The organism is Amycolatopsis sp. NPDC051372 (assembly GCF_040682095.1).
Taxonomy (GTDB): Bacteria; Actinomycetota; Actinomycetes; order Mycobacteriales; family Pseudonocardiaceae; genus Amycolatopsis.
On record NZ_JBFBAF010000053.1, the window covers coordinates 1 to 25,217 of the forward strand.

Consider the following 25,217-nt stretch of genomic DNA (forward strand, 5'->3'; position numbering starts at 1 on the left):
CCTTGGGCCGCGCTGAGCGCGTTGTGCCTGGGGTTCTTCATGATCCTGCTGGACGCCCCATCCGGAAGCCGGCTCAAAGGCGATCTCGCCGCCCCGGCGGAGCCGGGGCAGACAACTCAGCCGCACACAAAACTGAAGCGGACCTTGCGCACCGGGTTGTCGACGTTAGTGTCGACCAGGCAGATCGACTGCCACGTGCCCAGCGCGAGCACCCCGCCCAGCACCGGAACCGTCGCGTAGGGCGGCACCAGCGCCGGGAGCACGTGGTCACGGCCGTGGCCAGGGCTGCCGTGGCGGTGCCGCCAGCGCGCGTCGCGGGGAAGGATGTCCTCCAGTGCGGCGAGCAGGTCGTCGTCGCTGCCGGCGCCGGTCTCGAGGATTGCGAGACCGGCCGTGGCGTGCGGTACCCAGACGTGCAGCAGGCCGTCGGTGGCGTCGGCGTCGCGCAGGAACTTCTCGGCCTCGTGGGTCAGGTCGTGCACGACGGCGGTGTTTCCTGTGTGCACCTCGAGCTCGGTTGAGTACATGGTGTTGAGCGTAGGTGTGTTCACACGCCGAGGTACCGCAGCACCGCGAGCACCCGGCGATTGTGGCCTTCCGACGGCGGCAGGCCGAGCTTGGCGAAGATGCTCGTCACGTACTTCTCGACCGATCCCGCCGACAGGAACAGGTCCGCGGCGATGGCGGAGTTGGACCGGCCCTGCGCCATCAGGTCGAGCACCTCGCGTTCGCGGGCGGTCAGTTCTCCCAGCGGCCCCGACCGGCCGGTTGCGGCGAACAGCTGGCGCACGACTTCGGGATCCAGCACGGTCTCGCCGGCCGCGACCCGGCGCAGCGCGTCGAGGAAGTCGGAGACCTCGGCGACGCGGTCCTTGAGCAGGTAGCCGACCGCGCCGGCCTGGTCGGCGAGCAGTTGCTTGGCGTACTTCGTCTCCACGTACTGCGAGAACAGCAGGATCGCGCACCCCGCCAGCTCCTCGCGCAGCTTGATCGCCGCGCGCAGGCCCTCGTCGGTGTGCGAAGGCGGCATGCGAATGTCGACCACGGACACGTCGGGCCGGTGTGCCCGCACGGCCGCCCGCAGCTCCTCGGCGTCCTTCACCGCCGCGACGACGTCGTGGCCTCGCAGCCCCAACAGCTCGACCAGGCCCTGGCGCAGGATGGTCGAGTCCTCGGCGATCACGATCCGCATGCGTCCCCCTTGTCGCCAGCCTAGCGAGGCAGCGGGACTTCGGCCGTGACCACGGTCGGGCCGCCGGGCGGGCTCGTCACGGTCAGCTCGCCGTCCACCGGCCGCAGCCGCTCCATGATCCCGGCCAGCCCGCCGCCGGGCACCATTGCCGCGCCGCCGGGGCCGGGGTCGGTGACCGTCAGCCGCAGCACGGCGTCGTGCTTGTCGATCCGGACGGTGCAAGGATTTTCGGAGTGCTTCGCCACGTTCGTCATCAGCTCCGCGGCGGCGAAGTACACCACGGCCTCCAGTGACGGCGGCGGCCGGTGGCCCAGCCGCACCGACACCGTCGCCGCCATCCCGGCGGAAGTGGCCACAGTGGACAGTGCCACGTCGAGTCCCTTGTCCAGTGCGGCCGGGTGGATGCCGCGGGCGAGGTCGCGCAGCTCCACCAGGGCCTGCTTGGCGTTGCCGTGCGCGGCCTCGACGAGCGTGCGCACCTGGTCCAGGTCGACGGTGTCCGTGGCCAGCTCTTCCTTCGCCAGCCCCAGTTTCATCGCCATCGCGACGAGCTGAGCCTGAGCCCCGTCGTGCAGGTCGCGTTCGATGCGGCGCAACTGCTGCGCCGCGTCTTCGAGCGCCGTCGCCCGCGTCTCCTCCAGGAACCGCAGGCGCTGCAGCAACCCGGGCCCGGACAGCAGCAGCCGCCCGAGCTGCCGGTCGAGGACCGCCAGCGCGTGCACGACCCACGGCACGGCGGCCAGCGCGATCACGCCGCCGACCGCCCACAGCACTGTGCCCGGCCACGTGCGGCTGACGATGTTGTAGACCGGCAGCACGTCGCGCGTGAAGAACCACAACACCGGGTAGCTCGCCCCCGCGACGCCGAACACCAGGAGCGACCCGGCCACGGCGAACCCGGCGAAGGAGATCGGGACCCGGAGCACGAGGTACGCGCCCGCGCGCCACGCGTGCCGGTCGCCGAGCCGCGCGACCAGCCAGTGCCACAACCCGGGCCGCAGCGCCACCGGCGCCGGCGCGCGCAGCGGTGCGTCGAGCAACACGCCCACCAGCCGCCGGTGCAGGCCCCCGAGCAGCCGCATCCCCCGCACGACCCCCGCGAGCACCAGCAGCCCCAGCCCGAGCGGGCTCAACGCGACGCCGATCGCGAGCCCGACGAGCACCACGACGAGTGCGACCGGCGACAGCACCCCGGCCACCACCAGCCACACCGCTTCCGCCCGCGTCTGCCGCAGCGGCCCCGGCCACCACCCGCGCCGCGGCGCGCGTGCGTCCGCGGCCCGAGAAGTCATGCCCCGAAGTCTGCCCGCCACCCGGCCGGCCGACCACCGGGTTCGCCCTGGACCGGGTGGGGGATTTCCCCCGCCCGGCCCAGGGCGTCAGTCTGCTTGGGGGCGCTGCTCGTCTTCGCGAGCGCTGTGCTCTGGAGCGCTGTGCTCACGGGCACCGTGCTCACGGGCACCGTGCTCACGGACGCTGTCCTCCCGAGCGCGCTGCGACGCTTCGCGCATTTCGATCACGTCGGTGAGCCAGCTGCCGGTTTCGCGCGCGATGTCGCGCACGGCGCCGGTGATGATCGTCGCGATCGCCCCGATGTGGGTGGCCGCGGATTCCGTGAGCTCCTGCACCGTGTCCTTGCCGCTTTCGAACTGACCCACCATGTGAGGTTCCTCAGGCTGCTCGGAGTTGCCGATCGGGGTCCACCGTAACCTCCGGGCCGCCCCGAGGCGTTCCGGGAAGCGCCAGCTTCACGATCTTCTTGGCCACCGACCACAGCTGTTTGCGCAGCGGCCCGGTGTTGTAGGGCAGGCCGTAGCGCTCGCAGATCTCGCGCACCTCGGCCGCGATCCGGGGGTAGCGGCGCGCCGGGATGTCCGGGAACAGGTGGTGCTCGATCTGGTGCGAAAGGTTCCCCGAAAGGATGTGGAACAGGGGGCTGCCGGTGATGTTGGCCGACCCCAGGATCTGGCGCAGGTACCACTGGTCACGCGACTCGTCGTCGGTCTCTTCCTGGGTGAAGCTCTCCACGTCGGCGGGGAAGTGGCCGCAGAAGATGATCGCGAACGCCCATAGGTTGCGCACGAGGTTCGCGCTCGCGTTGCCCGCCAGCGTCAGCGGCGCCAGGGGACCGGTCAGCAGCGGGAAGAGCAGGTAGTCCTTGCCGATCTGCCGCGCGGCCTTGCGCACGATCTTGCGCAGCACCGGCACGTTCTCGGTCCATGTGCGCTCGCCCTTGAAAACCCGCTCGATTTCGAGGTCGTGCAGCATCACGCCCCACTGGAACAGCAGGGCCAGCAGCGTCGCGTACACGGGGTTGCCGAGGTAGTACGGGTGCCACTTCTGCGCCGCGTCCATCCGCAGGATGCCGTAACCGATGTCACGGTCCTTGTCGAGGATGTTCGTGAACGTGTGGTGCAGGTAGTTGTGGGAATGCCGCCAGTTCTCTGCGGGCGCGACGTTGTCCCACTCGAAGCGCTGCGAGCTCAGCTCCGGGATGCGCGTCCAGTCGTACTGGCCGTGCATCACGTTGTGGCCGATCTCCATGTTGTCCAGGATCTTGGCCAGCGACAGCGCCGCGACGCCGGCGACCCACGCGGGCGGCAGGAATCCGGCGAACAGCAGCCCGCGCCCGGCGACCTCCAGCCCGCGCTGGGTCTTGATGATCGTGCGGATGTACTCGACGTCGGCCTCGCCGAGGTCGTCGACGACGCGCCGGCGCAGCACGTCGAGTTCGCGGCCGAACTCCTCGATCTGTTCGGGCGTGAGGCGGTCCTGAAGTCGTGTCATGGCGTCCCTCCTAGGCGTTGATCTCGACGTCCCCGACCGGGACGCTGATGCAGAGCTGGATCTCTTCGTCCTCTTCGCCGGAGACCTCGCCGGTGCGGGCGTTGCGCACGCGCCCGGCGGTCTTCACCTGGGTGCAGGAGAAGCAGATGCCCATGCGGCACCCGTGCTCCGGCGACAGGCCCGCGTCCTCGGCCTGCTCCAGCAGCGGCTTGCCCGAGTTGGCACATTCGCGGCCGCTGCGGGCGAAGCGCACGGTGCCTTCGGCGGTCGCTGTGTCGAACGTCAACGGCGGTGCCGTGAACTCTTCGGTGTGCAGTCGTTCACCGAGGCCTTCGGTCTCGAACAGTTCGCGGGCCGAGTCCATGAGCGGTTTCGGACCGCAGAGGAACGTCTCGGCGTCGCGGAACCACGGCGCGGCGTGGGCGAGGTGCTGCTTCGAGAAGAACCCGCGCAGGTCGCCACCCCGGCCGTGGGTGTGCGCGTGGACCACCCGGAAGCCGGGGTGGCGCTCGGCGAGCCCGGCCAGCTCGGTGCGGTAGAGCACGTCGTCGGCGGTGTCGGAGTAGTGCAGGAACGCGATCTCGCCGCGGTGCCCCTCGGCGACGAGCCGATGTGTCATCGCGAGCACCGGCGTGATGCCGCTGCCGCCGCTGACCAGCACGATCCGCTCAGGTCGCGGCGAGGGCAGGGTGAACTCGCCGTCCGCGGCGGACAGCCCGAAGACCGTGCCGACGCGGGTGGTGGCGTGCAGGTGGCGCGACACCAGACCCTGCGGGTCGGCCTTCACGGTGAACTCGAGGTCGCCGCCGCCCGGCCCGCACGGCGAGTAGCAACGGGTGCGCCGGACGCCGTCGATCTCCACGGTCAGGCGCACGTACTGCCCGGCCTCGAAGCCCCGCCACGCGCGGCTCGGCCGCACCCTGAACGTGACCGTGTCCGGGGTCTGGTGCCGCACGTCGACGACGCGGCCGCGGATCTCGCGGCGGACCAGCATCGGGTCGAGCAGTTCCAGGTAGCGGTCGGCGCCGTGCGGGGTGAGCAGGGCCTCGGCGAGCGAGGCGAGCCCGCGCAGGCGCTGCGGGAGCAGTGCGGTCATCACGCCCTCCGGATTTGAGTGCACATCTGTACACTCACTAGTGTGGGGGCACGGCCCGGGTGGCTGTCAACGCGGGAGCGAGGTGATGTGACGTGGACCATGCCGAAGGCGTCAGTACGCTGCCGGACGTGTCCGAAGCGGAGATGCCGGCCGCGGTGAGCCGGCAGGAGCGCAAGCAGCGCACCCGCCAGGCGCTGCTCGACGCGGCACTGGAGCTGCTGGCCGACCGCGGGTTCGGCAGCCTGTCGCTGCGCGAGGTCACCAAGCGCGCGGGCATCGTGCCGACCGCTTTCTACCGGCACTTCGCCTCGATGGACGAGTTCGGCGTCGCCCTGGTCGAGGAGACCACGCGCACGCTGCGCGGCATGATCCGCTCCGCGCGCACCGAGCCCGTGAGCCACCGCGGCATGATCGACGCGTCCGTGCGCACGCTGTACGAACACGTGCGAGCCAACGAGGACCACTTCCGCTTCGTCACGCGCGAGCGCTACGCCGGAACCGGCCCGGTCGCGCGCGCCATCGGCGTGGAGCTGCGGCTGTTCTCCAGCGATCTGGCCATCGACCTCGCCCGCTTCGACCACCTGCGCGAGTGGCCCACCGAAGACCTCCACGCGCTGGCCGACCTCATCGTCACGGCCATGCTCGCCACGGTCGTCGACCTGCTCGACGTCCGCCACGGCGACCGCGAGGCCGACGAACGCACGTTGGAGCTGGCCCGCAAGCGCCTGCGGATGATCCTCGTGGGCGTGCCCCACTGGCGCCCGTCCGCCTAGCCGCGGGCCGGCGCCCGAGAGCTACGATTTCGTCGACCAGCCTGTTCTTCGGGGACGCCGGATCTTCGGCGGGCGAGGTCGTGGAGGAGCGCTGTGGAAACCGGGTCGGACGTGCGTGCGGAGTTCAGCGACCCGGCCGGGAACCTGGCGTTCGACGAGGCGCTGCTGCGGGAAGGCCCGGCCACGCCGGTGCTGTGGCTGTGGCGCAACCAGGTGAGCGTGGTCGTCGGCCGCGGGCAGAAGGTGGCGCGCGAAGTGCGTGTGGCCGAGTGCGAGCGCGACGGCGTGCCGGTGCTGCGCCGGGCCAGCGGTGGCGGCACGGTGTTCCACGACCCGGGCAACCTCAACGTCACGCTCGTGCTGCCCGGCCCGGCCGACCGGCCGCTGGAGATGCTCGGGTTGGTGATGTCGGCGGCCGTCGAGAAGCTCGGCCTGCCGCCGCGCCTCGGTGAGCGCGGCCTGTTCATCGGTGACGCGAAGCTGTGCGGGTTCGCGGTGTTCCGGACCAAAAACGGGCTGCTGGCGCACTCGACGCTGCTGATCGACACCGACGCCGCGCGCGTCGGTGCCTACCTCACCGGGCCGCCGCCGGACCCGAAGCCGCTCGACTCGCACCGCAGCAAGGTCGCCTCGCTGGCCGACCACGGCGTGCACCCGGCGGAAGGCGAGGTGGAGTCGGTGGTGCGTGCCGCGGCCGCGGGGCTGCTCGGCCCGCTCGTGCCGCGGCCGCCGACAGACGCGGAGCTCGAGCGGCAGCGCGTGCTGCTGGACACGCGCTACCACTACGACGGCTGGCACACCGACGGCAACCAGCGCCGGTGAGCGCTACTCGCCGGCGGAGAACGTGACGGCGGGGATCTTCTTCATCGGACGTCGGACGGCCTTGACCGGCTTCGGCTCAGTGGTCTTCACCACGGTTTTCGGTTCCGCGACAGGGGTTTTCACCGGCTGCTTGGCCCGCGTGGTCTTCGGCGCCGGCTCGGTCTGCTCGGCCGGGCGGGCCGTCGTCTTCGCCGCTGCCGCAGTGCGCTTGGCGGGCTTGGCCTTCGCCGGAACTTGCTGTGGTTCGACGGCTTTCGCCCCCGTCACCATCCGCGGCCGCTGCTTGCGGCCACCCGTGCGACGGCCGTTCGTCACGTAGGGGTCGAAGATTTCCCGCAGTGCCGCGGCGTTGCGGGCGGACAGGTCGATCTCGTAGTCGAGTCCGTCGAGGCCGAAGCCCACAGTCTCGGCGGCGGGTTCGCCGGTGAGATCGTCCAACACGCGGACGGCGGTGTTCTTGGCCATGCGAAAGCCCTCCGTGCTCGATCGTGGACGTGCGTGCAATCGGCACGGCGACGACCCGGTGACCCGGTGTCGCCGATTTCTTGCAGCTCGCGGAAGAGAGTAGCGGCTGGCTTGCGTGAAGCCGCGCAGTGGTGTGCGCTGAACCCATGTCAGGACAGACTTTCGACGTCGTGGTGATCGGGGCCGGCCCGGTCGGTGAAGTCGCCGCGGAACGCGCCGCCATGGGCGGGTTCAAGGTGGCGCTCATCGAGCACGAGTTGTTCGGCGGTGAGTGCTCGTACTGGGCGTGCGTCCCCAGCAAGGCGTTGCTGCGCCCGGGGAACCTGCTCGCCGCGGCCAAGCGCATGCCGGGGGTGGTGGTCGGCGACGCGCTCGACCCGGCGCAGGTGCTCGCCCGCCGGGACTCGTTCACCGGCCGCGGTGACCCGCAAGGTCAGGACCACGGCCAGGTGGACTGGGCGCGAGGGGTCGGCGTCGAGCCGATCCGCGGCCACGGGCGGATTTCCGGTGAACGGGAGGTGACGCTGTCCGACGGGCAGGTGCTCACCGCGCGCCACGGCGTGATCGTCTGCACCGGCAGTGTGCCGCGCAACCCGCCGATCCCCGGCCTCGACACGATCAAGCCCTGGGGCTCGCGCGAAGCGTCGTCGTCGTCGGCCGTGCCCGCGCGGCTCGGCGTGCTGGGCGGTGGCGTCGTCGGCGTGGAGATGGCGCAGGCGTGGGCGCGCCTGGGAGCGCAGGTACACCTGATCATCACGGGCAGGCGCCCGCTGCCGCGGCTGCCGGAGTTCGCGGGCGACCTGGTTCTCGCGGGCCTGCGCGCCGACGGCGTGATCGCGCACACCGGCTCGGGCATCGACGAGGTGTCCGCTGTGGACGGCGGCGGCGCGTCGCTCAAGCTCACCGGCGGCGAAGACCTGGTGGTCGACGAGCTGCTGGTGGCCACTGGCCGCGTACCGGCGACCGGCAACGTCGGGCTCGACGTCCTCGGCCTGCCCACCGACAGCCCGCTCGAGGTCGACGAGAGCGGCCGCGTGTCCGCCGTGGACGGTGGCTGGCTCTATGCCGCGGGCGACGTGACCGGCCGCGCACTGCTGACCCACCAGGGCAAGTACGGCGCCCGCGTGGCCGGCGACAGCATCGCCGCGCGCGGCCGCGGAGAGGACATCTCCACCGCGCCGTGGAGCCGCTACAGCGCGACCGCCGACCACCACGCCGTGCCGCAGGTCATCTTCACCGACCCGGAGGTGGCGTGCGTCGGCCTCAGCGAGGCTCGCGAGGGCTCGGCCGATCGCGTCGTCGACATCGACATCGCGGTCGCCGGCTCGGCCCTCTCCGCCGACGGCTACACGGGCAAGGCCCGCATGGTCGTCGACACCGACCGAGGCGTGATCCTGGGCGTCACCTTCGCCGGCCCGGACGTCGCGGAAATGCTGCACTCCGCCACGATCGCCGTCGTGGGCGAAGTCCCCCTCGACCGCCTGTGGCACGCGGTCCCCGCGTTCCCCACGATCAGCGAGGTCTGGCTGCGGCTGCTGGAGGCTTACGGCCTGTAGGCAGGGCTTTGAGAGGCGGCGGGTCCCCGGCTCTTGCTGGGGACCGGCTGTTTTCGAGGCTGCCGCGGGTTTCGGCAGTGCGCCGCGGCTGGGCGAGCTCGAGCGCGCGCAGGTTTCCGCGGTCGGCCGTGCTCAGGCGGTCGCGCACGGGACTGCCCGGCCGCGCCGAGGTCTGTTGGCGGTTCGCTGTGCGACGGCGCTGCGTGCGAGTTCGGGTGGCGGGTCGGCGGGCACGGCCGGCGCGACGGCGCCGCGGATCTCGGTGGCCAGCCGCACTCGGGCGGGGTGGTGTGCCGGGCGCTGCTCGTCGGGGCCGAGTGCGGTCAGGCGGGCATGGCGAGCGCGAGGGCGCCCTGGGCCGCCCGGGTGAGGCCGGGGTCGTCCGGAGTGGACGGACCGGACTGCCACACGACCTGCACCAGTCGCACGCCGGTGCCGTCGAGTTTGCTGGTGTAGGCGGCGCTGTCGAACTGCGGGGGCGGACCCGGCCACTTGCCGGTCTCGGTGGCGACGTCGAGGATGCCGCCGCCGCCCGGGGTGTCGGCGACCTGCTTGAAGTGCGTGGCCTGGGCGGCGTCGGGGAACCGGACCACAGCCATGGTCACCGCGGCGGCGCGCCCGTCGACCAGGGCCGTGTAGCTGGCGCGGCTGACGGCGGAGCAGCTCGTCTGCTGCAGGCTGGCCTGCACGTCGCCGAACGCGTGCGACGCGCACCGCTGGTCCGAACTGCTCGCCCGCGGCTCGAACGACAGGCTCGGCGCCGCGCTGCTGGCCGGCGCACTGCTCACGGCCGCGGGCGGCGGCACCGGCCGCGCGCTCGAGCTCGGTGCGGGAGCGGCCTCGCCACCCCCACCGCCGCCGGTCGCCGCCACGACGATCGCCGTGACCAGCAGGATCGCCAGCAACCCGATCGCGGCGACCGGCACCCACCGCACGGTCCGCGACTGCTCCTTCTCCCGCGGCGGCGCACCGCCACCCGCGGGCACCTCCACCGACCCGGAAGCCGACGGCGCGGACGACACAGCCCTCGGCGGGCTCGCTGCGTTCGTCGCGGTCGCTGCGGCACCCTGCCGGGCCGCCGGTGCCGGCGGCTTGCCAGTCGGTCCGGCATTGGTGCCGACCACGGCGGGCTTGCCGGCAGGACCGAGCTTTCCACCAGCGGCGACGGGAGGCTGTCCAGCCGGAGCCTTACCCCCGGCAGAGCCAGAAGATTTGCCACCAACCGGAGCGACAGGCGGGTTGCCGCCGGGAGGGACCGGCGCCTTTCCGCCGGGCGTGGCATGCGGCGTGCCAGTCGGCCTGCCGTTGCCATTCCCCGGCGGGAACGGCCTCGGCGCAGGCACCGCTCGCGGCCCGGCCGGCCGCTGCCCGCTCTGCTTCGGCCCACCCTGCTTCGGCGACGTCATCTTCTCCGTCACCGCCGACTCCAGCGAACCACTCCGGCGACCGCCCGAAGTGGACGGACCGTTCGCCTCCGCGCCGGGGAACCTCGGCGCGGCAGTCGACTCGGTTGGCGCTTCGGCGAGGGGAATCGCCTGCTCAGGCTCGGTGGCCGGGTCCGCAGCGGCCGCCGAAGCAGCCGTACTCGCCGTACCGGGGAAGGTCGGTGCGGCGATGGACTCCGTGGGGGCGTCGGCGAGGTGGATCGCCGGGTCGGTGCCGGTGGTTTCCCCGGTGGCCGGGGGAACGGCCACCGAGGAAGACTCCGCGGGGAGCGGCGAAGCGGCCGGGGGAGCGGCCGAAGTGGACGAACCCGGTGCCGCCGTCGACTCGGTGGGTGCGGTGGCGAGGTGACCCGCCTGTTCGGGAACCGCGGCCGGGGAAGTGACCGAAGTGGACGCACCCGGGAAAGCCGGCGCCTCGGCCGGGACGCCCGGAAGTGAAGGCGCGGCGACGTGCGGCACCGGCCGGGTGGTCGGGATGACCGGCGGTGGCGGCGGCACCGACGTGATGCGAATGCGCTGTGCGGGTTTCGGCACACCAGAAGCAGTAACAGGAGCCGCAGCCGGAACAGGAGCAGGCACCGGGACCGGCGGATCATCGGTGTACCGGACGAACCCCTCACCCAGCAGCACCTCGTCCGACATCGCCGGCGCATCCGGGGCCAGCGCCGTGATCAACGCTCGCGCCTGGTCCAGCGACCGCGGACTCCGCGCCGTGGCCAGCGACACCGTCGCGGCCAGCATCGTCGTCGGCGTCGGGTGCAGCACGCGCACCGGCCCGGCGAGGTCCGCGGGCGGCTGATCGACCGTCTCGACATACGGACCGACCGCCACGATCGTGCCCACCGGGCCGGAACCCGGCGCCAGCTCGGCGATGCGGCGTTCGCACTCGGCCGAGAGGTCCAGGGCTTCCGTGGCGGGGTTGACGGCGTCGTCACCGTGGACCAGCGGCCAGCCGTCGGCCTTCCACGGGCCGCCGAGCGGCGCTTCGAGGCGCAGCGCGGGGTCGGGGAGGTCGACGCCGATCACGATGAGCACGCCCTTCGGCAGCACCACCACGGCCTCGACGGCGCGCTCGCCGCCGGCCGGGCGGGCGCCGATCAGGGCCACGCCACCGATCACGGTGCTGCCGCGGCCGAGGGAGGCCAGCGCCGCCCGCACATCCTCGGCGACGCGCGACGGCTGCTGCCCGAGGCGGACCAGTCGCACCGAAACCCTCCTCACCTCGACCGTTTCGCGGCCCACGCTAGCGTGCCTGCCCCGCAGATCCGTGCTACACGCGGACGCGTCGGCGAGCCTCCCTCCTCAAGGGGGATTCCCGTGCGACTTGTGGTGTTCGTGTGGCCAAATGGCACGGTTGGGGTGCAGAATGTGCTACACAGATCGGGGAAGCGGCACGGAAGGCCCACCAGCCGAAGCGAAGCTCGAGAGGTCGTAGGGGAAGACGTCCCTCGTCGAGCAAGCGGAGGTCAGCAGTGAGCACCCGTGGCAACACCCGAGGTGTGGTGTACGTCCACTCGTCGCCGTCTGCGGTGTGTCCGCACGTCGAGTGGGCTATTTCGGGCACCCTCGGAGCCCGAGTCGAGCTGAAGTGGACGGCGCAGCCCGCCAGTCCCGGACAGCTGCGCGCCGAGTGCGGCTGGCGCGCGCCGTCCGGAACCGCGGGCAAGCTGGCCTCGGCGCTCAAGGCGTGGCCGATGCTGCGCTTCGAGGTCACCGAGGAACCCAGCGCCGGCGTCGACGGCGAACGGTTCTGTTTCGCGCCCGGACTGGGCCTCTGGCACGGCCGTACCAGTGCCAACGGCGACATCGTGGTGGGCGAGGACCAGCTGCGCGCCCTCGTGAGCATGACTCGCGGCGGGGAGTCGCTTGCGCACAAGCTGGACGAGCTGCTCGCGGCGAGCTGGGACGAAGCGCTTGAGCCCTACCGACACGCCGGAGACGGCGCTCCCGTCACGTGGCTGCACCAGGTCGGGTGACACCCGCGGGCGGGTGGGTACCCTCTCGGGGGTGACCGCCCGTCCGCCCGCACCCGCCCGCCAGCGGTGGCTGGTACCCGTCCTCGTCGTGGTGTTGTCGATCACCGTCGGCGGTGGCCTGCTCGCGCGCGAGCTGTACCGCCGCCCGGTCGTCGACACCGCCGACCCCATCGCCCTCACGACGCCGACGCCGGTGGACAAGGACGATCTGCCCGGCCCCGGTGACGTCAAGGTCACCGAGGACGCCGCCCGGCACCCGCACGGCAAAGCCGTGCAAGCCGTGCTGCAGGACTACTTCGACGGCATCAACCACCACGACTACGACCAATGGGCACGCTCGGTCAGCAAGGGCCGGATCGACGACAACCCCCGCACCAAGTGGACAAGTGACTACAGGTCCACGAAGGACGGCAGCATCCTGCTGTACCGCATCGAACCCGGCGCCGGCGCGTCGCTGCGGGTGCTCGTGGGCTTCACCAGCACGCAGTCGTCCAACGAGGCACCGGAGGCGCTCAAGGAAGGCTGCATCCGCTGGCGCCTGGTGCTGCCGATGATCCTCGAAGGCGGCGGGTACAAGATCGACACCGTCACCCCCGGGACCTTGCCCGAACAGGAGAAGTGCTGAACCCGCACAACGAATCAGGGCCCCTCCCACGTCGGGAGGGGCCCTGATTCGTTGCGGTGGAACCGATCAGGCGGCCGGCGTGAACAGCAGGGCGGTGTTGTGGCCGCCGAAGCCGAACGAGTTGCTGAGCGCCGCGGTGAGCTCGACCTTGCGGTTCTCGCCCGACACCACGTCGAGATGCACCTTCGGGTCGAGGTCGGTGAGGTTCAGCGTGGCGGGCACCACGCCTTCGTAGAGCGCGAGGATCGTGGCGATTCCCTCGACCGCGCCGGCACCGCCGACGAGGTGGCCGAGCGCGCCCTTCGGAGCGGTGACCACGGCGTGGTCGCCCACGGCCTTGCGGATCGCCGCCGCCTCGCCGATGTCACCGACCACAGTGGACGTCGCGTGCGCGTTGACGTGACCGATGTCCGCCGGGGACAGGCCGGCCATGCTCATGGCCGCCCGCATCGCCGCGATCTGCCCGATGCCTTCCGGGTGGTTGCCCGTGATGTGGTAGGCGTCGGACGTGATGCCGTAGCCGGCGAGCTTCGCGTAGATCCGCGCGCCGCGCTCCCTGGCGAGGTCGGCCCGTTCCAGCACGACCACCCCGGAGCCTTCGCCGAGCACGAAGCCGTCGCGGCTGGCGTCGAACGGCCGGGACGCGGCCGCCGGGTCGTCGTTGCGGGTCGACACCGTGCGCGCCTGGGCGAAGCCCGCGAGGGTGATCGGGTGGATGCACGCCTCGGCCCCGCCCGCGACCACGACGTCGGCCCGGCCGGACCGGATCATTTCGTAGCCGGTGGCGATGCCCTCGGCGCCGGAGGCGCAAGCCGAAGCAGGGGAGTGGACCCCCGCCCGCGCCTTGAGGTCGATGCTCACGTGTGCCGCCGGCCCGTTGGGCATCAGCATCGGCACGGTGAGCGGCGACACCTTGCGGAGCCCCTGCTGGTGCAACAGGTCGTTCTGGCTCAGCAGCGTCATCGGGCCACCGACGCCGGTGCCGATCGACACGCCGAGGCGTTCCGGCTCGACGTCGGTGTGCTCGTCGGTCTGCTCGGCGAACCCCGCGTCGGCCCAGGCCTGGCGGGCGGCGATGATCGCCACCTGCTCGCACCGGTCCAGCCGGCGGGCCTGGACCCGCGGCAGGACCTCGGACGGATCGACGGCCAGCGTCGCCCCGATCTTCACGGGCAGGCCGAGTTCCTCGACCCAGTCCGCGGTCAGCGGGCGGATGCCGCTGCGGCCGGACAGCAGGCCGTCCCAGGTGGACGCGACGTCCCCGCCGAGGGGCGTGGTCGCCCCCATACCGGTGATCACGACGTCGATGTTGCTCATGGGAGTCTCCCCAAGGTCTCGGCTCCGGACCGGGGGGCTTCCCCGGCCCGGGTACGAAGAGGACTTACTTAGAGTTGGCGGACACGTAGTTCACGGCGTCGCCCACGGTCTTCAGGTTGGCGAGCTCGTCGTCCGGGATCTTGACGCCGAACTTGTCCTCGGCCTGCACGGCGATCTCGACCATCGACAGCGAGTCGATGTCCAGGTCGTCCACGAACGACTTCTCGGCGGTGACGTCGTCCTGAGCCACACCGGCCACCTCTTCGACGATCTCGGCGAGGCCGGCGAGGATCTCAGCGTTGTCAGCCATTGGAGTTGTTCCCTTCTCGGTTCTTCTACAGGTCCACCTCGCGGGCACAGCGCCCGCGAGGGAAGTATCCATCAGGGGCAGACGAAGGCCTGTCCGGCATACGAGAGCCCGGCGCCGAAACCGATCGCCAGCACGATGTCGCCCGGCTTCGCGGTGCCCGCCTTGCGCATGTGGTCCAGCGCCAACGGGACCGACGCCGACGAGGTGTTGCCGGAGTACTTGATGTCGTCGGCCACGATCATGTCCTCGCGCGCGCCGGCGGCGCGCAGCTTCTTCGCGATCGATTCGACGATGCGCAGGTTGGCCTGGTGCGGGATCAGCACGTCCACATCGGACGGCTGCAGGCCCGCGGCCTCGAGCGCCCGCAGGGCGATCGGCGCGATCTGCGTGGTCGCCCAGCGGAAGACCGACTGGCCCTCCTGGTAGATCCACTTCTCGTCGCGCATGTAGATCAGGTCCACGAGGTCGCCCGCGCTGCCCCACACGACCGGGCCGATGCCCGGCTCGTCGGAGCCGCCGACCACCGCGGCGCCCGCGCCGTCGGCGAAGATGATCGCGTTGGCGCGATCGGTCGGGTCCACCACGTCGGTGAGCTTCTCGGCGCCGATCACGAGCACCTTCTTCGCGGAGCCGGCGCGGATCAGGTCCGAGGCCACGCCGAGGCCGTAGCAGAAGCCGGCGCACGCGGCGTTGAGGTCGAAGGCGCCGGGGCTCGGGATGCCGAGCCGCGCGGCGACCTGGCCGGCCGCGTTGGGGATCTGCGAGGGCATCGTGCAGTTCGGCAGGATGACCGTGTCCACTTCGGACGGGTCGACGCCCGCGTCGGCCATCGCGGCTTCGCCGGCGGCGACGGCGAAGTCGACCAGCAGTTCGTCCTTGTTCCCGAAGCGGCGCTCGATGATGCCCACGCGCTCGCGGATCCACTGGTCGTTGGTGTCCATGAGCTGCGAGAGGTCGTCGTTGGTCACGACCCTCTCCGGCTGGTGGCTGCCGACGCCGAGGATGCGGGTGCTGGCAGGGCCCGTGCTCTGGCGCAGGCTGGGACGGTCGGTCACTGGGCGTCCTCCTCGCGCAGCTTCGCCAGCTCGGCCGGCGTCTTCAGCGCGGTGGTTGTGGTGACGACGCCCTTGAGCTGCCGCTTGACCAGGCCGGTCAGCGTGCCCGCGGGCGCGAGTTCGACGGTGCTGCTCACGCCGAGCGACACGAGGCCGTCCATCGTGAGGTCCCAGCGCACGGGCCGGGTGACCTGCGCGAGAAGCCGCTCCAGGTACTCGGTGCCGCTGGTGACCACGGTGCCGTCGGCGTTCGACAGCAGCGGGCGCGTGGGGTCGGCCGGGGTGAGGCCGGCGGCGTGCTCGCGAAGGGCGTCTTCCGCCGGCGCCATGTACGGCGTGTGGAAGGCTCCCGCGACCTTGAGCGCACGGATCTTCGTGCCCTCCAGGGGTTCGGCGACGATCCGCTCGATGGCGTCGGCCGCGCCCGAAGCGACGATCTGGCCGGCGCCGTTGCGGTTGGCCGCGGCCAGCCCGCGCTCCTCGAGCCACGCGACGACCTGCTCGGGATCACCGAGCATCACGGCCGCCATCGACGTCGGTTCCAGCGCGCAGGCCTTGGCCATCTCGGCACCGCGCACCGCGGCCAGCGCCACGGCGTCGGCCGGGGTCAGCACCCCGGCGATCGCGGCGGCGGCGAGCTCGCCCACGGAGTGGCCGGCCACCGGCGCGTCGTCGGCCACCGGCGCCACCTGCTGCAAGCGCTCGAACGAGAGCAGCGAGAGCGCGACGATCAGCGGCTGCGCGACCGCGGTGTCCTGGATCTCCTCGGCGTCGCCTTCCGTGCCGAGGCGGACGAGGTCGAGCCCGGCGCGGGCGGACCACTCCTCGACGCGCGCGCGTGCGCCGTCGGTCTCGAGCCACGGGGAGAGCATGCCGGGGGCCTGTGAGCCCTGGCCGGGGGAGAGGACTGCTGCTGTCACGCCGTCTATGACACCACGCTCGGTCGCGTCCCTCGGATGCGGCCGGTCACCAAGTCCGCGGGGCGTTATTGGAGGAAACCTCCAAAGACCCGCGATAGAACCTTGCCCTTAACCCAGATGCCTTGTGGGATTCAACCATCGCTTGCCGTGAAGTCTGTCACGGGACCGGTGCCGCGCGCCGGCCCGTCACGCCGAGTCGTCATCCGGGCCGCCGCAAGGGTCACCAGAGGCCGCGGAAGCGGGCCAGCCTGCCGACCGTGAGCGCGGCCCGGAGCACGAACGCGTCACGCGGCTCGGTGGGGTTGCGGCCGGTGAGCTCGGCCGCCTTGCGCAGCCGGTACCGCACGGTGTTGGGGTGCACGAACAACGTCTGCGCGCAGCGTTCGAGCACACCACCGCTTTCGAGGTAGGTCTCCACGGTGCGCTGCAGCGCGGGGCCCGCTTCCTCGAGCGGCCGCGCCACGAGCTCCACCAGCAGGCGCTCGGCCTCGGGATCACCCGACAGCGCGCGCTCGGGCAGCAGGTCGTCGGAGCGGACGGGCCGCGGCGCGCCCGGCCAGCCGACCACCGCGCGCAGGCCCGAAAGCGCTTCGGCCGCGCTGTGGTGCGCCTCGGCGAGCGACGGCACGGTCGGGCCGGCGACCACGGGACCGTCGGCGAACACCGCGGACATCCGCGAGAGCGTTTCGCGTTCCTTCACGCCGCCTTCGGTCGGGCCGCCGATCACGATCACCAGCCGTGAGCCCTGCACCGACAGCAGCACGGGCCGGCCGACGCGGGCGGCGCGGCTGCGGACCTCGAACACCACCGTCGGCGGGTCCTCCGAAGGCGGGTTGCCCACGATCACGGTCGCGGCCGACGCGGGATCCCAGCCGAGCGCGGCCGCGCGCGAGAGCACCGCCTCCTCGGCGTCGCCGCGCACGATGCCGTCGACGACCAGCGCTTCCAACCGCGCGTCCCACGCGCCGCGTGCCTCGGCCGCCGCCGCGTAGGAGTTGGCCGCGGCGAACGCGATCTCCCTGCCGTAGCGCAGGATTCCCTCGATCAGGGCCGCGCGCTCGGCCTCGTTCGCGGCGAACTCCGGCAGCTGTTCCTCGAACTGCTCGATCGCGAGCCGCACCATGCTCACGGCCTGGCGCAGGCTGATGTAGCGCGACAGCTCGGCCGGCGCGTCGCGGAACGCCTCGGTGGTGAGCTTGAGTGCTTCCTTCGAGTCGCGCAGCCAGTCGACGAATCCCGCCGCGCCCGCCTGCGTGATCAGCAGCACGCTGGCGCGCTGGTCGGCGGGCAGCCGCCCGAACCACACCAGCCGGCGTTCCATCACCGCGACGCTCGCGCTCGCGAGCCGCCCCGAGGCGTGGTCGAGCGAGCGCAGCGTCTTCGCCGACAGCCCGTGGTGCTTGGGGACCCGGCGCCCCGTCGTCTCTGCCATTCGTTCCGATCCTCCGCTGGAATCCTAGTTGGACATTCGATCGGCAACTTTCGGTGGCGGACACGCAACCGGGGGCGCTAGGCACCGTCCAGCGGGAACTCTACGATCCGTAACCAGTGATGTACGTCACCGAAATCCGACAACAAGGGGGAAAGGGCCGATGCCAGAGCCCGGACTGGAGATCGACGCGATCTCCAAACGCTACGGCACCGTCGTGGCACTGGAGAAGATGACTTTCGACGTGCGGCCGGGTGAGCTGTTCGGCTTCGTCGGCAGCAACGGCGCGGGCAAGACCACCACGATGCGCATCGCGCTCGGGGTGCTCAGCGCGGACGCGGGCGAGGTCCGCTTCGCTGGTTCGCCCATCACGCACGACACCCGGCGGCACGTCGGGTACATGCCGGAAGAGCGTGGTTTGTACCCGAAGATGAAGGTGGGTGAGCAGCTGACGTACCTCGCGCGGCTGCACGGCATGTCGGCGGCCGACGCGAAGGCGTCGACCGAGCGCTGGACCGAACGGCTCGGCGTGGCCTCGCGCCGCGACGACGAGGTGGAGAAGCTCAGCCTCGGCAACCAGCAGCGCGTGCAGCTCGCGGCCGCGCTGGTGCACGAACCGCGCATCCTCGTGCTGGACGAACCGTTCTCGGGCCTGGACCCGGTCGCGGTCGACGTGATGAGCAAGGTGCTCAAGGAGAAGGCGGCCGACGGCGTGCCCGTCGTGTTCTCCAGCCACCAGCTGGATCTGGTGGAGCGCCTCTGCGACCGCATCGGGATCGTCCGGAGTGGACGGATGGAGGCGATGGGCACAGTCTCGCAGCTGCGGGCCGGCGGCGCCGTGCGGCTGCTCGTCGACGCGCCGCAGGCGGCCGACGGCTGGGCCGTGAACCTGCCCGGCGTCACGGTGCTGGGCCGCGACGGTTCGGTGACCGAGCTCGAGCTGGCCGACGGTGCCGACGACCAGGTCGTGCTGCGCGCGGCGCTGGCGACCGGGCCGGTGCGCGAGTTCACGCGGAAGCTCCCGTCGCTGACCGACCTGTTCCGGTCCGTCGTGACCGAGCACCACCACAAGGAGGAGGTGGCGGCATGAGCGCGCCCGACATCCGCATGAGCCCGTTGTCCGGGGTGGGCCTGGTGGCCTCGCGCGAGATCAGCACGCGGCTCAAGTCCAAGGCCTACCGGATCAGCACGCTCGTGCTGCTGATCCTCATCGTCGTCGGCGTCGTGGTGCTGAAGCTGTTCGGCGGCAGCAGCGGGCCCGACGCGACCGTCGGCTTCGTGCCGGCCGCGGCACCGCTCTCGGCACCGCTGACGGCGATCGGGAAGTCGGTGGGGCAGAACATCGCCACGCAGCCCGTCGCCGACGACCGGGCCGGGATCGCGAAGCTGAAGGACGGCTCGATCGACGCGCTGCTGGTGCAGGGCGCCGACCGCGTGCACGTGCAGGTCGAGAAGGACCTGGACGGCAACCTCAAGAACGTGCTCACCGTGCTCGCCGGCCGCGTCGCGCAGAACTCGGAGATCATCGCGCAGCACGGTGACCCGGCGAAGGTGGACGCCGCGGTCGCGACCGCGAGCATCGACGAGCTGCCGCCGCTGGAGAAACCGTACGACTACGACAGCCAGCAGCTCGTGCTCGGCATCATCGCGGGCATTCTCATCTACATGTCACTCCTGCTCAACGGCCAGACCGTGGCGCAGGGCGTGGTCGAGGAGAAGACCTCGCGCGTGGTCGAGCTGCTGCTGTCCACCATCAAGCCGTGGCAGCTGATGGCGGGCAAGGTGCTCGGCATCGGCACGGTCGGGTTGATCCAGATGCTCGCGATCGGGGTCGTCGGCATCGCCGCGGGTCTGGGGACGGGGGTGCTCACCATCTCGGTGTCCGCGGCCATCGGCACGGTCGTCTGGCTGGTCGTGTGGTACCTGCTCGGGTTCTTCATGTATTCGATCGTGTTCGCAGCACTCGGCGCGCTCGTGTCTCGGCAGGAGGACGTGAGCGGTGCCGTGTCGCCGGTGCTGATGCTCGTGATCGTCGGCTACGTGGTGGGCATCTCGGTGCTGCCCTCGGACCCGTCGAACAAGTTCGCCGAGGTGCTTTCCGTCATTCCGGTGTTCGCGCCGACGCTCATGCCGATGCGGCTCGCGATGGGCGGGGTGCCGGTGTGGGAAGCCGTGGTGTCGGTGGGGCTCGTGGTGCTGCTGATTCCGGGATTGGTCTGGCTGGCCGCGCGGATCTACCGCAACGCGGTGATGCGTACGGGCGCGAAGGTGAAACTGCGCGACGCGCTGCGCGCGGCCTGAGTGTCCGTTCGGTGAACGTGCGTCGTCGCCCTGTGAAACCCGAAGGCCGCTGAAACCTCGAAGGGTGCTGAAAGCCCTGAAGGGTCCGGCGAAACCTGAAGCGTATTCGCAGGGCGACGACGCGAACACCCGCTGAATACGCCCGGTGGTAATACCCGCAAATGCTCGAGGCCGCCCGGCGCTTGCGGTTTACGCTGCGCCGGACGGCCTCGTCTCCCCGGTCCCCACCGGTAGTACAAGTATGGCCGCCATTGATCTTCTCGCGCCAGTCGTCTCACTCGATCGTGGTGCAACGCACTCCCGCTGGCTGGGTACCTGATCATCGACCCGCTGCAACAGCCCGCAGCCGGGAATCCATGACGAAGGGAGCCCAGCGTGGGTGAGCAACTCAAGGACGGACTCGGACAGGCCTGGAATCTGGTGGCCACGTTCGTGCCGAAACTCGTCGGTTTTCTGATCATCCTGCTGATCGGCTGGCTGATCGCGAAAGCGGTGTCCAAAGCGCTGTCACTGGTGCTCGGAAAGCTCGGATTCTCCCGGCTCGTCGAGAAGACGGGGCTGACCGGAATGATGAAGCAGGCGAATGTCGACGCCACCGGCATCCTCGTGAAACTGGTCTACTACTTCATTCTGCTGATCGCGCTCCAGCTGGCGTTCGGCGTGTTCGGTGAGTCGAATCCGGTCAGCCAGCTGCTCAACGACATCATCGCCTTCCTGCCGCGGATCGTGGTGGCGCTGGTGCTCATCGTCGTGGCCGCCGCCATCGCGAAGGTCGTGCGCGACGTCGTGAACTCGGCGATGTCCACGCGGCCGGCGGGCCGGCTGCTCGGCACCGTCGCCTACTGGCTGATCATGGCGTTCGGCATCATCGCCGCGCTGGGCCAGGTCAACATCGCCACCGCCATCACCGGCCCGGTGCTCATCACGGTGCTGGCGACCATCGGCGGCGTGATCGTGGTCGGCTTCGGCGGTGGTCTCATCAAGCCCGCCCAGGACCGCTGGGGTGGCTGGCTCGCCAACCTGCAGGGCCAGCTGAGCCCGGGCGACGGTGGTGGCCGGCCCCAGGTCGGTAGCCGGCCGCAGGCCCAGACCACTCAGACCCAGGCCCAGACCACGCAGACCGCGCAGACCCGTACGCAGCCCGTTCAGCCGGGAAACGGCCACCAGGCCGGGAACGACACCCCGACCCCGCCGGTCGGGTTCAACCGCGTTGATCGCTGATCCCGGCGCGGTTCGGACAGGCCCGGTGCATCGCCGACGGCACCGGGCCTGTCCGCGTGCTGGGACGGTGTCGCCCGCCTCACACCTCGGGGAATCCCGCGCCCGCCCGGGGTGTTGCCGCCAGAGTTATATGGGGGACGAGAAAGGGTGCGGACGTGGACTTCCTGCTGCAGCACGGTGTCACGGTGTTCGGCCAGTGGATCTCGATCGCGGAGCTCGCGGGGCAGGTGCTCGCGCTCGCGGTCGTGTTCCTCGCCGACCGGCGGACGCTGTGGACCTGGCCCGTGCAGGTCGGCGCGACGATCCTGCTGTTCTCCGTCTACGTTTCCGCGCACCTGGGCGGCCTGGCCAGCCGGCAGATCGCCATCCTCGCGATTTCGCTCTACGGCTGGTGGGCGTGGCGGCGCCGCACCGACCCTGTCAACGGGGTGGTCGTGCGCACCGCGCGGGCGGCCGAGCGGTGGGTGATGCTCGGCGCGTTCGTGGCCGGCACGGTGGCGATGGCGTTGGTGCTGCAGGCGCTGAACGCGTCGTGGGCGCCGTGGCCGGACGCCGCGATTTTCATCGGCACGCTCGTCGCCTTCGGCGCGCAGGGCGCGGGGCTGGTCGAGTTCTGGGGTGTGTGGCTGGTGGTCGACGCGATCGGCGTACCGCTGCAGATCTCCTCGGGCCTGTACTTCTCCGCCGCGATCTACCTCGTCTTCGCGGTGCTGGTCGTGCACGGCTGGTGGAACTGGAACCGCTCGGCCAGGCGCGTGGCCGCGCACCGGGCGGTCACGGCAGCATCCAGCTGAGCACCGGGGTGCTCTGCCCGAACACGATCAGGCACATCACCAGCAGCAGCCCCACGCTCCACGGCAGCACCTTGCGCAAGAGCTTGCCCTCTTCGCCCGGCAGGTTGGCCGCGACGCACGCGATGGTCAGGTTCTGTGGCGAGATCATCTTGCCCAGCACGCCGCCGGAGCTGTTCGCCGCGGCCAGCAGGTCCGCGCGCAGGCCGGTCTGATGCGCGGCCGTGACCTGCAGGGCACCGAACAACGCGTTGGCTGACGTGTCGGAACCCGAGACGGCGACGCCGAACCAGCCGAGCACGGGGGAGAGGAACGCGAGCCCGGCCCCTGCTGCGGCGATGAACGTACCGATGGTGGTCGTCTGGCCGGACAGATTCATCACGTAGGCCAGCGCGAGCACCCCGGTCACGGTGACGATCGCGAACCGCAGCTCCTTCACCGTCGCCAGCCACTCCCGTCCGGCCGTGCCCGCGGCGACCTTGAGCACCACGAGCGTGAGCAGCCCCGCGATGAGCACGAGCGTGCCGCCGGTGTTGAGGAACGGCAGTGAGAAGGTGTTGCCGGACACGGCTTTGCCGTCCGGGCCGTGCACGTCGAGGCCGGGCCAGTGGAACTTCCACGTGGCCGCGTCGAGCAGCTTCTTGATCGGCGGCACCTGCGCGAGCGAGAAGATCACGATGATCAACGCGTAGGGCAGGTAGGCGCGCACGACCTCGCCGCGCTCGTCCGGCCGGTCGAGCGTCGCGGTGCGAGAGCCTGTGAGCACCTGCGCGCGGACCTCGGCGGGCACCGCGCGGCGCGTCATCGGCAGCGCCACGAGCGCGGCGGCGCCGGCCAGGGCCGCACCGATGTCGGCCAGCTGTGGCGAAACGAAGTTGGAGGCCAGGAACTGCACCACGCCGAACGCGGCGCCGCACACCAGCGCCGGCACCCACGTCTCACGCAGGCCGCGTTTCCCGTCGACGATGATCACCAGCAGCAGCGGCACGAACAGCGCCAGCAACGGCGTCTGCCGCCCGACGATCGACGACACCTGCTCCAGGGGCAGCCCCGTCACCTGCGCGAGCGTGACCACGGGCGTGCCCATCGCGCCGAACGCGACCGGCGCGGTGTTCGCGACGAGCGCCACCACGGCGGCCTTGCCCGGCCCGAACCCGACTGCCACGAGCATCACCGCGCTGATCGCCACGGGCGCGCCGAAGCCGGCCAGCGCCTCCATCAGCGCGCCGAAGCAGAAGGCGATGATCAGCGCCTGCAGCCGCGGGTCGTCGGAGATCCGCCCGAACGAGCGGCGCAGCACGTCGAAATGACCCGTGTGCACGGTGATCCGGTAGATCCACAGCGCGTTGACCACGATCCACAGGATCGGGAACAGCCCGAACGCCGCCCCTTGCAGTGCGCCGGAAATCGCTTGTCCCACAGGCATCCCGTACACGGCGATGCCGACGACGAGCGCCACGACAAGCCCGATCAGTGCGGCGTGGTGGGCCTTGGTCCGGACCACGCCCAGCAGCACCAGCACCACGGCCAGCGGCACCACCGCGACGAGCGCCGAAAGCCCGAGACCACCGAGCGGAGCCAGGTCCTGCACGAACACGCCGACCTCCCGGGGGGACCGCCGTTTCCGGATCGCGGAAACAGCCTTTCACGAGGTGGCAGAGATACTCGTCACAGACCCACTGGTACGTCAACCCGGTGTCGCACGTCTGGACCAATGCCGCAAAGGGGCATTGGGTGTGTTGGGCGCACCGGATATGGCGTTCGGTGCAACGCGCACAACGAACGCCACATCGGGCGATTCAGGCTCGGCGGAAGGTCAGCGCAGGGTCACGTGCGAAGGCCGCAGGTCCTCGACGCGGCGCACGCCCAGCAGCTGCATGGTCCGGATCACCTCCGTGCGCAGGATGTCGACGCAGCGCTGCACACCGCGCTCGCCGCCCGCCATCAGGCCGTAGAGGAACGCGCGCCCGACGAGCACGAAGTCGGCGCCACGCGCGATCGCGGCCACGATGTCGCCGCCGGAGAGGATGCCGGTGTCGACCCAGACCTCGGCGGTGCCCTGGAGCTCGTCGAGGACCGCGGGCAGCAGCTCCAGCGGCGTCGGCGCGCGGTCGAGCTGGCGGCCGCCGTGGTTGGACAGAACCACGCCGTCGGCGCCGTGTTTCACCACGTCACGCGCGTCGGCCACGTTCTGCACGCCCTTGACCACGAGCTTGCCGGGCCAGGTGCGGCGCACCCAGTCGAGGTCGTCGAAGTCGAGCGTGGGGTCGAAGAGCTGGGCCAGCAGCTCGGCCACCGTGCCGTCGAAGTGGCTCAGCGACGCGAAGTTCAACGGCTCAGTGGTGAGCAGGTTGAACCACCACGCCGGGTGCATCGCGCCGTCGGCGAACGTCTTGAGCGTGAGCGCCGGCGGGATGGTGAGGCCGTTGCGCACGTCGCGCATGCGCGCGCCGGCCACCGGGGTGTCGACGGTGAGCAGGAGCGTGTCGTAGCCGTTCTCCCACGCGCGATTCATCAGATCTTCGCCCGCGCCGTGGTCGCGCCACACGTAGAGCTGGAACCACTTGCGCGCGTCGGGCGCCGCCGCGGCGAGGTCCTCGATGGAGGTGGTCGCCATGGTGGACAAGCTCATCGGGATGCCGTTGCGCTGCGCCACGCGGCCCACGGCGCGCTCGCCCTCGTGCTGCATCATGCGCGTGAACCCGGTGGGCGCGAAGCCGAACGGCAGCGCCGAGGTCTTGCCGAGCACCGTCCGCGTGGTGTCCACATCGGACACCCCGCGCAGCACGTTGGGGTGGAACTCCACGCGGCGGTAGGCCTGCCGGGCGCGCAGCAGGCTGTCTTCGAGCTCAGCCGCCCCGTCGGTGTAGTCGAACGCGGCGCGCGGCGTGCGCTTGCGCCCGATCATCCGCAGGTCGGCGATCGTGTGCGCGCCGGCCAAGCGCCGCTCGGTCGGGTTGAGCACGATCGGCTTCGGCCGCAGGATCTGCTTCAGTTCACTCGGCCGCGGCAGACGACGCTGGGTCACGCGCGATCACCCTTCCTCAAGCGCTGGGAGCTCTCAGACGCATAGATACATCCGATGTCTACCTTAGTGGGCTGGGGTCTCGAAACAGCAAGACCCTCCGGGCCATTG

The 25,217-nt window shown here is 71.1% G+C and carries 23 protein-coding genes and 1 pseudogene; 9 read left to right on the forward strand and 15 right to left on the reverse strand.

Features of this window, described 5'->3' with window-relative positions:
- Positions 1-116: 116 nt before the first annotated feature.
- The 6 genes and pseudogenes from AB0M56_RS47065 to AB0M56_RS47090 all read right to left on the reverse strand — a co-directional run bounded on the left by AB0M56_RS47065 (position 117) and on the right by AB0M56_RS47090 (position 5,075).
- On the reverse strand, positions 117-527 hold the full coding sequence (locus AB0M56_RS47065) for a secondary thiamine-phosphate synthase enzyme YjbQ (protein ID WP_364189146.1): 411 nt from the start codon (positions 525-527) through the stop codon (positions 117-119).
- A gap of 20 nt (positions 528-547) precedes the next feature.
- A complete protein-coding gene (locus tag AB0M56_RS47070) occupies positions 548-1,192 on the reverse strand; it encodes a response regulator transcription factor (RefSeq protein ID WP_364189149.1) in 645 nt (214 codons plus the stop codon).
- Positions 1,193-1,212: 20 nt separating this feature from the next.
- A complete protein-coding gene (locus AB0M56_RS47075) occupies positions 1,213-2,484 on the reverse strand; it encodes a sensor domain-containing protein (protein WP_364189152.1) in 1,272 nt (423 codons plus the stop codon).
- 186 nt (positions 2,485-2,670) lie between these two features.
- Positions 2,671-2,853 (reverse strand): annotated as a pseudogene (locus tag AB0M56_RS47080) (hypothetical protein); the annotation flags it as partial.
- 10 nt (positions 2,854-2,863) lie between these two features.
- The gene (locus AB0M56_RS47085) at positions 2,864-3,979 is read right to left on the reverse strand and encodes an acyl-CoA desaturase (protein WP_364189155.1); all 1,116 of its coding nucleotides are present in this window, start codon (positions 3,977-3,979) and stop codon (positions 2,864-2,866) included.
- A 10-nt stretch (positions 3,980-3,989) separates the two neighbouring features.
- Complete coding sequence (locus AB0M56_RS47090; protein WP_364189158.1) at positions 3,990-5,075, reverse strand: ferredoxin reductase; 1,086 nt, start codon at positions 5,073-5,075, stop codon at positions 3,990-3,992.
- A 143-nt stretch (positions 5,076-5,218) separates the two neighbouring features.
- Here AB0M56_RS47090 and AB0M56_RS47095 point away from each other — a divergent pair, with 143 nt between their 5' ends.
- Both AB0M56_RS47095 and AB0M56_RS47100 read left to right on the forward strand, forming a co-directional pair.
- Positions 5,219-5,848, forward strand: coding sequence for a TetR family transcriptional regulator (locus tag AB0M56_RS47095; RefSeq protein ID WP_364189232.1), 630 nt, complete (start codon positions 5,219-5,221; stop codon positions 5,846-5,848).
- 93 nt (positions 5,849-5,941) lie between these two features.
- The gene (locus AB0M56_RS47100) at positions 5,942-6,670 is read left to right on the forward strand and encodes a lipoate--protein ligase family protein (protein ID WP_364189161.1); all 729 of its coding nucleotides are present in this window, start codon (positions 5,942-5,944) and stop codon (positions 6,668-6,670) included.
- A 3-nt stretch (positions 6,671-6,673) separates the two neighbouring features.
- On the opposite strand, the gene AB0M56_RS47105 is transcribed toward AB0M56_RS47100, so the two are convergent.
- A complete protein-coding gene (locus tag AB0M56_RS47105) occupies positions 6,674-7,135 on the reverse strand; it encodes an Lsr2 family protein (protein ID WP_364189163.1) in 462 nt (153 codons plus the stop codon).
- 146 nt (positions 7,136-7,281) lie between these two features.
- Between AB0M56_RS47105 and AB0M56_RS47110 the strand changes: the two genes are divergently transcribed.
- Positions 7,282-8,691 carry an NAD(P)/FAD-dependent oxidoreductase gene (locus AB0M56_RS47110; protein ID WP_364189166.1) on the forward strand — a complete coding sequence of 470 codons (1,410 nt, stop codon included), beginning with the start codon at positions 7,282-7,284 and terminating at the stop codon, positions 8,689-8,691.
- 323 nt (positions 8,692-9,014) lie between these two features.
- Here AB0M56_RS47110 and AB0M56_RS47115 read toward each other — a convergent pair whose 3' ends face one another.
- Entirely contained in the window at positions 9,015-11,342 is a 2,328-nt protein-coding gene (locus AB0M56_RS47115; RefSeq protein ID WP_364189168.1) for a hypothetical protein, read from the reverse strand.
- A 266-nt stretch (positions 11,343-11,608) separates the two neighbouring features.
- On the opposite strand from AB0M56_RS47115, the gene AB0M56_RS47120 reads away from it, so the two are divergent.
- Positions 11,609-12,112 carry a DUF3145 domain-containing protein gene (locus AB0M56_RS47120; protein ID WP_285969400.1) on the forward strand — a complete coding sequence of 168 codons (504 nt, stop codon included), beginning with the start codon at positions 11,609-11,611 and terminating at the stop codon, positions 12,110-12,112.
- 31 nt (positions 12,113-12,143) lie between these two features.
- Entirely contained in the window at positions 12,144-12,737 is a 594-nt protein-coding gene (locus tag AB0M56_RS47125; protein ID WP_364189171.1) for a hypothetical protein, read from the forward strand.
- A 66-nt stretch (positions 12,738-12,803) separates the two neighbouring features.
- On the opposite strand, the gene AB0M56_RS47130 is transcribed toward AB0M56_RS47125, so the two are convergent.
- The 5 genes from AB0M56_RS47130 to AB0M56_RS47150 form a co-directional block, all read right to left on the reverse strand.
- Positions 12,804-14,054: a beta-ketoacyl-[acyl-carrier-protein] synthase family protein gene (locus AB0M56_RS47130; RefSeq protein WP_364189174.1), complete on the reverse strand. Its 1,251-nt coding sequence runs from the start codon at positions 14,052-14,054 to the stop codon at positions 12,804-12,806.
- A 64-nt stretch (positions 14,055-14,118) separates the two neighbouring features.
- Complete coding sequence (locus AB0M56_RS47135) at positions 14,119-14,364, reverse strand: acyl carrier protein (RefSeq protein ID WP_004559006.1); 246 nt, start codon at positions 14,362-14,364, stop codon at positions 14,119-14,121.
- A 71-nt stretch (positions 14,365-14,435) separates the two neighbouring features.
- The gene (locus AB0M56_RS47140; protein WP_364189177.1) at positions 14,436-15,419 is read right to left on the reverse strand and encodes a beta-ketoacyl-ACP synthase III; all 984 of its coding nucleotides are present in this window, start codon (positions 15,417-15,419) and stop codon (positions 14,436-14,438) included.
- Positions 15,416-16,339, reverse strand: coding sequence for an ACP S-malonyltransferase (locus tag AB0M56_RS47145; RefSeq protein ID WP_354884121.1), 924 nt, complete (start codon positions 16,337-16,339; stop codon positions 15,416-15,418). The genes AB0M56_RS47140 and AB0M56_RS47145 overlap by 4 nt, the downstream gene beginning before the upstream one ends.
- Positions 16,340-16,559: 220 nt before the next feature.
- Positions 16,560-17,771: a helix-turn-helix domain-containing protein gene (locus AB0M56_RS47150; RefSeq protein WP_364189180.1), complete on the reverse strand. Its 1,212-nt coding sequence runs from the start codon at positions 17,769-17,771 to the stop codon at positions 16,560-16,562.
- A 160-nt stretch (positions 17,772-17,931) separates the two neighbouring features.
- Between AB0M56_RS47150 and AB0M56_RS47155 the strand changes: the two genes are divergently transcribed.
- The 4 genes from AB0M56_RS47155 (at position 17,932) to AB0M56_RS47170 (ending at position 22,084) form a co-directional block, all read left to right on the forward strand.
- The gene (locus AB0M56_RS47155; RefSeq protein ID WP_364189183.1) at positions 17,932-18,858 is read left to right on the forward strand and encodes an ATP-binding cassette domain-containing protein; all 927 of its coding nucleotides are present in this window, start codon (positions 17,932-17,934) and stop codon (positions 18,856-18,858) included.
- Complete coding sequence (locus tag AB0M56_RS47160) at positions 18,855-20,069, forward strand: ABC transporter permease (protein WP_364189186.1); 1,215 nt, start codon at positions 18,855-18,857, stop codon at positions 20,067-20,069. Before AB0M56_RS47155 ends, AB0M56_RS47160 begins: the two co-directional genes overlap by 4 nt.
- Before the next feature lie 375 nt (positions 20,070-20,444).
- Positions 20,445-21,290 (forward strand): hypothetical protein, encoded by an 846-nt coding sequence (locus AB0M56_RS47165; RefSeq protein WP_364189189.1) that lies wholly within the window; start codon positions 20,445-20,447, stop codon positions 21,288-21,290.
- Positions 21,291-21,445: 155 nt separating this feature from the next.
- Positions 21,446-22,084: a nicotinamide mononucleotide transporter family protein gene (locus AB0M56_RS47170; RefSeq protein WP_364189191.1), complete on the forward strand. Its 639-nt coding sequence runs from the start codon at positions 21,446-21,448 to the stop codon at positions 22,082-22,084.
- Here the strand turns inward: AB0M56_RS47170 and AB0M56_RS47175 are convergent.
- Together AB0M56_RS47175 and AB0M56_RS47180 are read right to left on the reverse strand one after the other, a co-directional pair.
- Positions 22,065-23,678 carry an L-lactate permease gene (locus AB0M56_RS47175; RefSeq protein WP_364189194.1) on the reverse strand — a complete coding sequence of 538 codons (1,614 nt, stop codon included), beginning with the start codon at positions 23,676-23,678 and terminating at the stop codon, positions 22,065-22,067. The genes AB0M56_RS47170 and AB0M56_RS47175 overlap by 20 nt on opposite strands.
- A gap of 219 nt (positions 23,679-23,897) precedes the next feature.
- Positions 23,898-25,109, reverse strand: a complete 1,212-nt coding sequence (locus tag AB0M56_RS47180; protein ID WP_364189197.1) for an alpha-hydroxy acid oxidase — start codon at positions 25,107-25,109, stop codon at positions 23,898-23,900.
- Positions 25,110-25,217: the final 108 nt, after the last annotated feature.

Bases quoted from the DNA above. Each gene is read 5' to 3' on its own strand.
- AB0M56_RS47065 (WP_364189146.1), bottom strand. From the start codon at position 527: ATGTACTCAACCGAGCTCGAGGTGCACACAGGAAACACCGCCGTCGTG.
- AB0M56_RS47070 (WP_364189149.1), bottom strand. From the start codon at position 1,192: ATGCGGATCGTGATCGCCGAGGACTCGACCATCCTGCGCCAGGGCCTG.
- AB0M56_RS47075 (WP_364189152.1), bottom strand. From the start codon at position 2,484: ATGACTTCTCGGGCCGCGGACGCACGCGCGCCGCGGCGCGGGTGGTGG.
- AB0M56_RS47085 (WP_364189155.1), bottom strand. From the start codon at position 3,979: ATGACACGACTTCAGGACCGCCTCACGCCCGAACAGATCGAGGAGTTC.
- AB0M56_RS47090 (WP_364189158.1), bottom strand. From the start codon at position 5,075: ATGACCGCACTGCTCCCGCAGCGCCTGCGCGGGCTCGCCTCGCTCGCC.
- AB0M56_RS47095 (WP_364189232.1), top strand. From the start codon at position 5,219: ATGCCGGCCGCGGTGAGCCGGCAGGAGCGCAAGCAGCGCACCCGCCAG.
- AB0M56_RS47105 (WP_364189163.1), bottom strand. From the start codon at position 7,135: ATGGCCAAGAACACCGCCGTCCGCGTGTTGGACGATCTCACCGGCGAA.
- AB0M56_RS47110 (WP_364189166.1), top strand. From the start codon at position 7,282: ATGTCAGGACAGACTTTCGACGTCGTGGTGATCGGGGCCGGCCCGGTC.
- AB0M56_RS47130 (WP_364189174.1), bottom strand. From the start codon at position 14,054: ATGAGCAACATCGACGTCGTGATCACCGGTATGGGGGCGACCACGCCC.
- AB0M56_RS47135 (WP_004559006.1), bottom strand. From the start codon at position 14,364: ATGGCTGACAACGCTGAGATCCTCGCCGGCCTCGCCGAGATCGTCGAA.
- AB0M56_RS47150 (WP_364189180.1), bottom strand. From the start codon at position 17,771: ATGGCAGAGACGACGGGGCGCCGGGTCCCCAAGCACCACGGGCTGTCG.
- AB0M56_RS47155 (WP_364189183.1), top strand. From the start codon at position 17,932: ATGCCAGAGCCCGGACTGGAGATCGACGCGATCTCCAAACGCTACGGC.
- AB0M56_RS47160 (WP_364189186.1), top strand. From the start codon at position 18,855: ATGAGCGCGCCCGACATCCGCATGAGCCCGTTGTCCGGGGTGGGCCTG.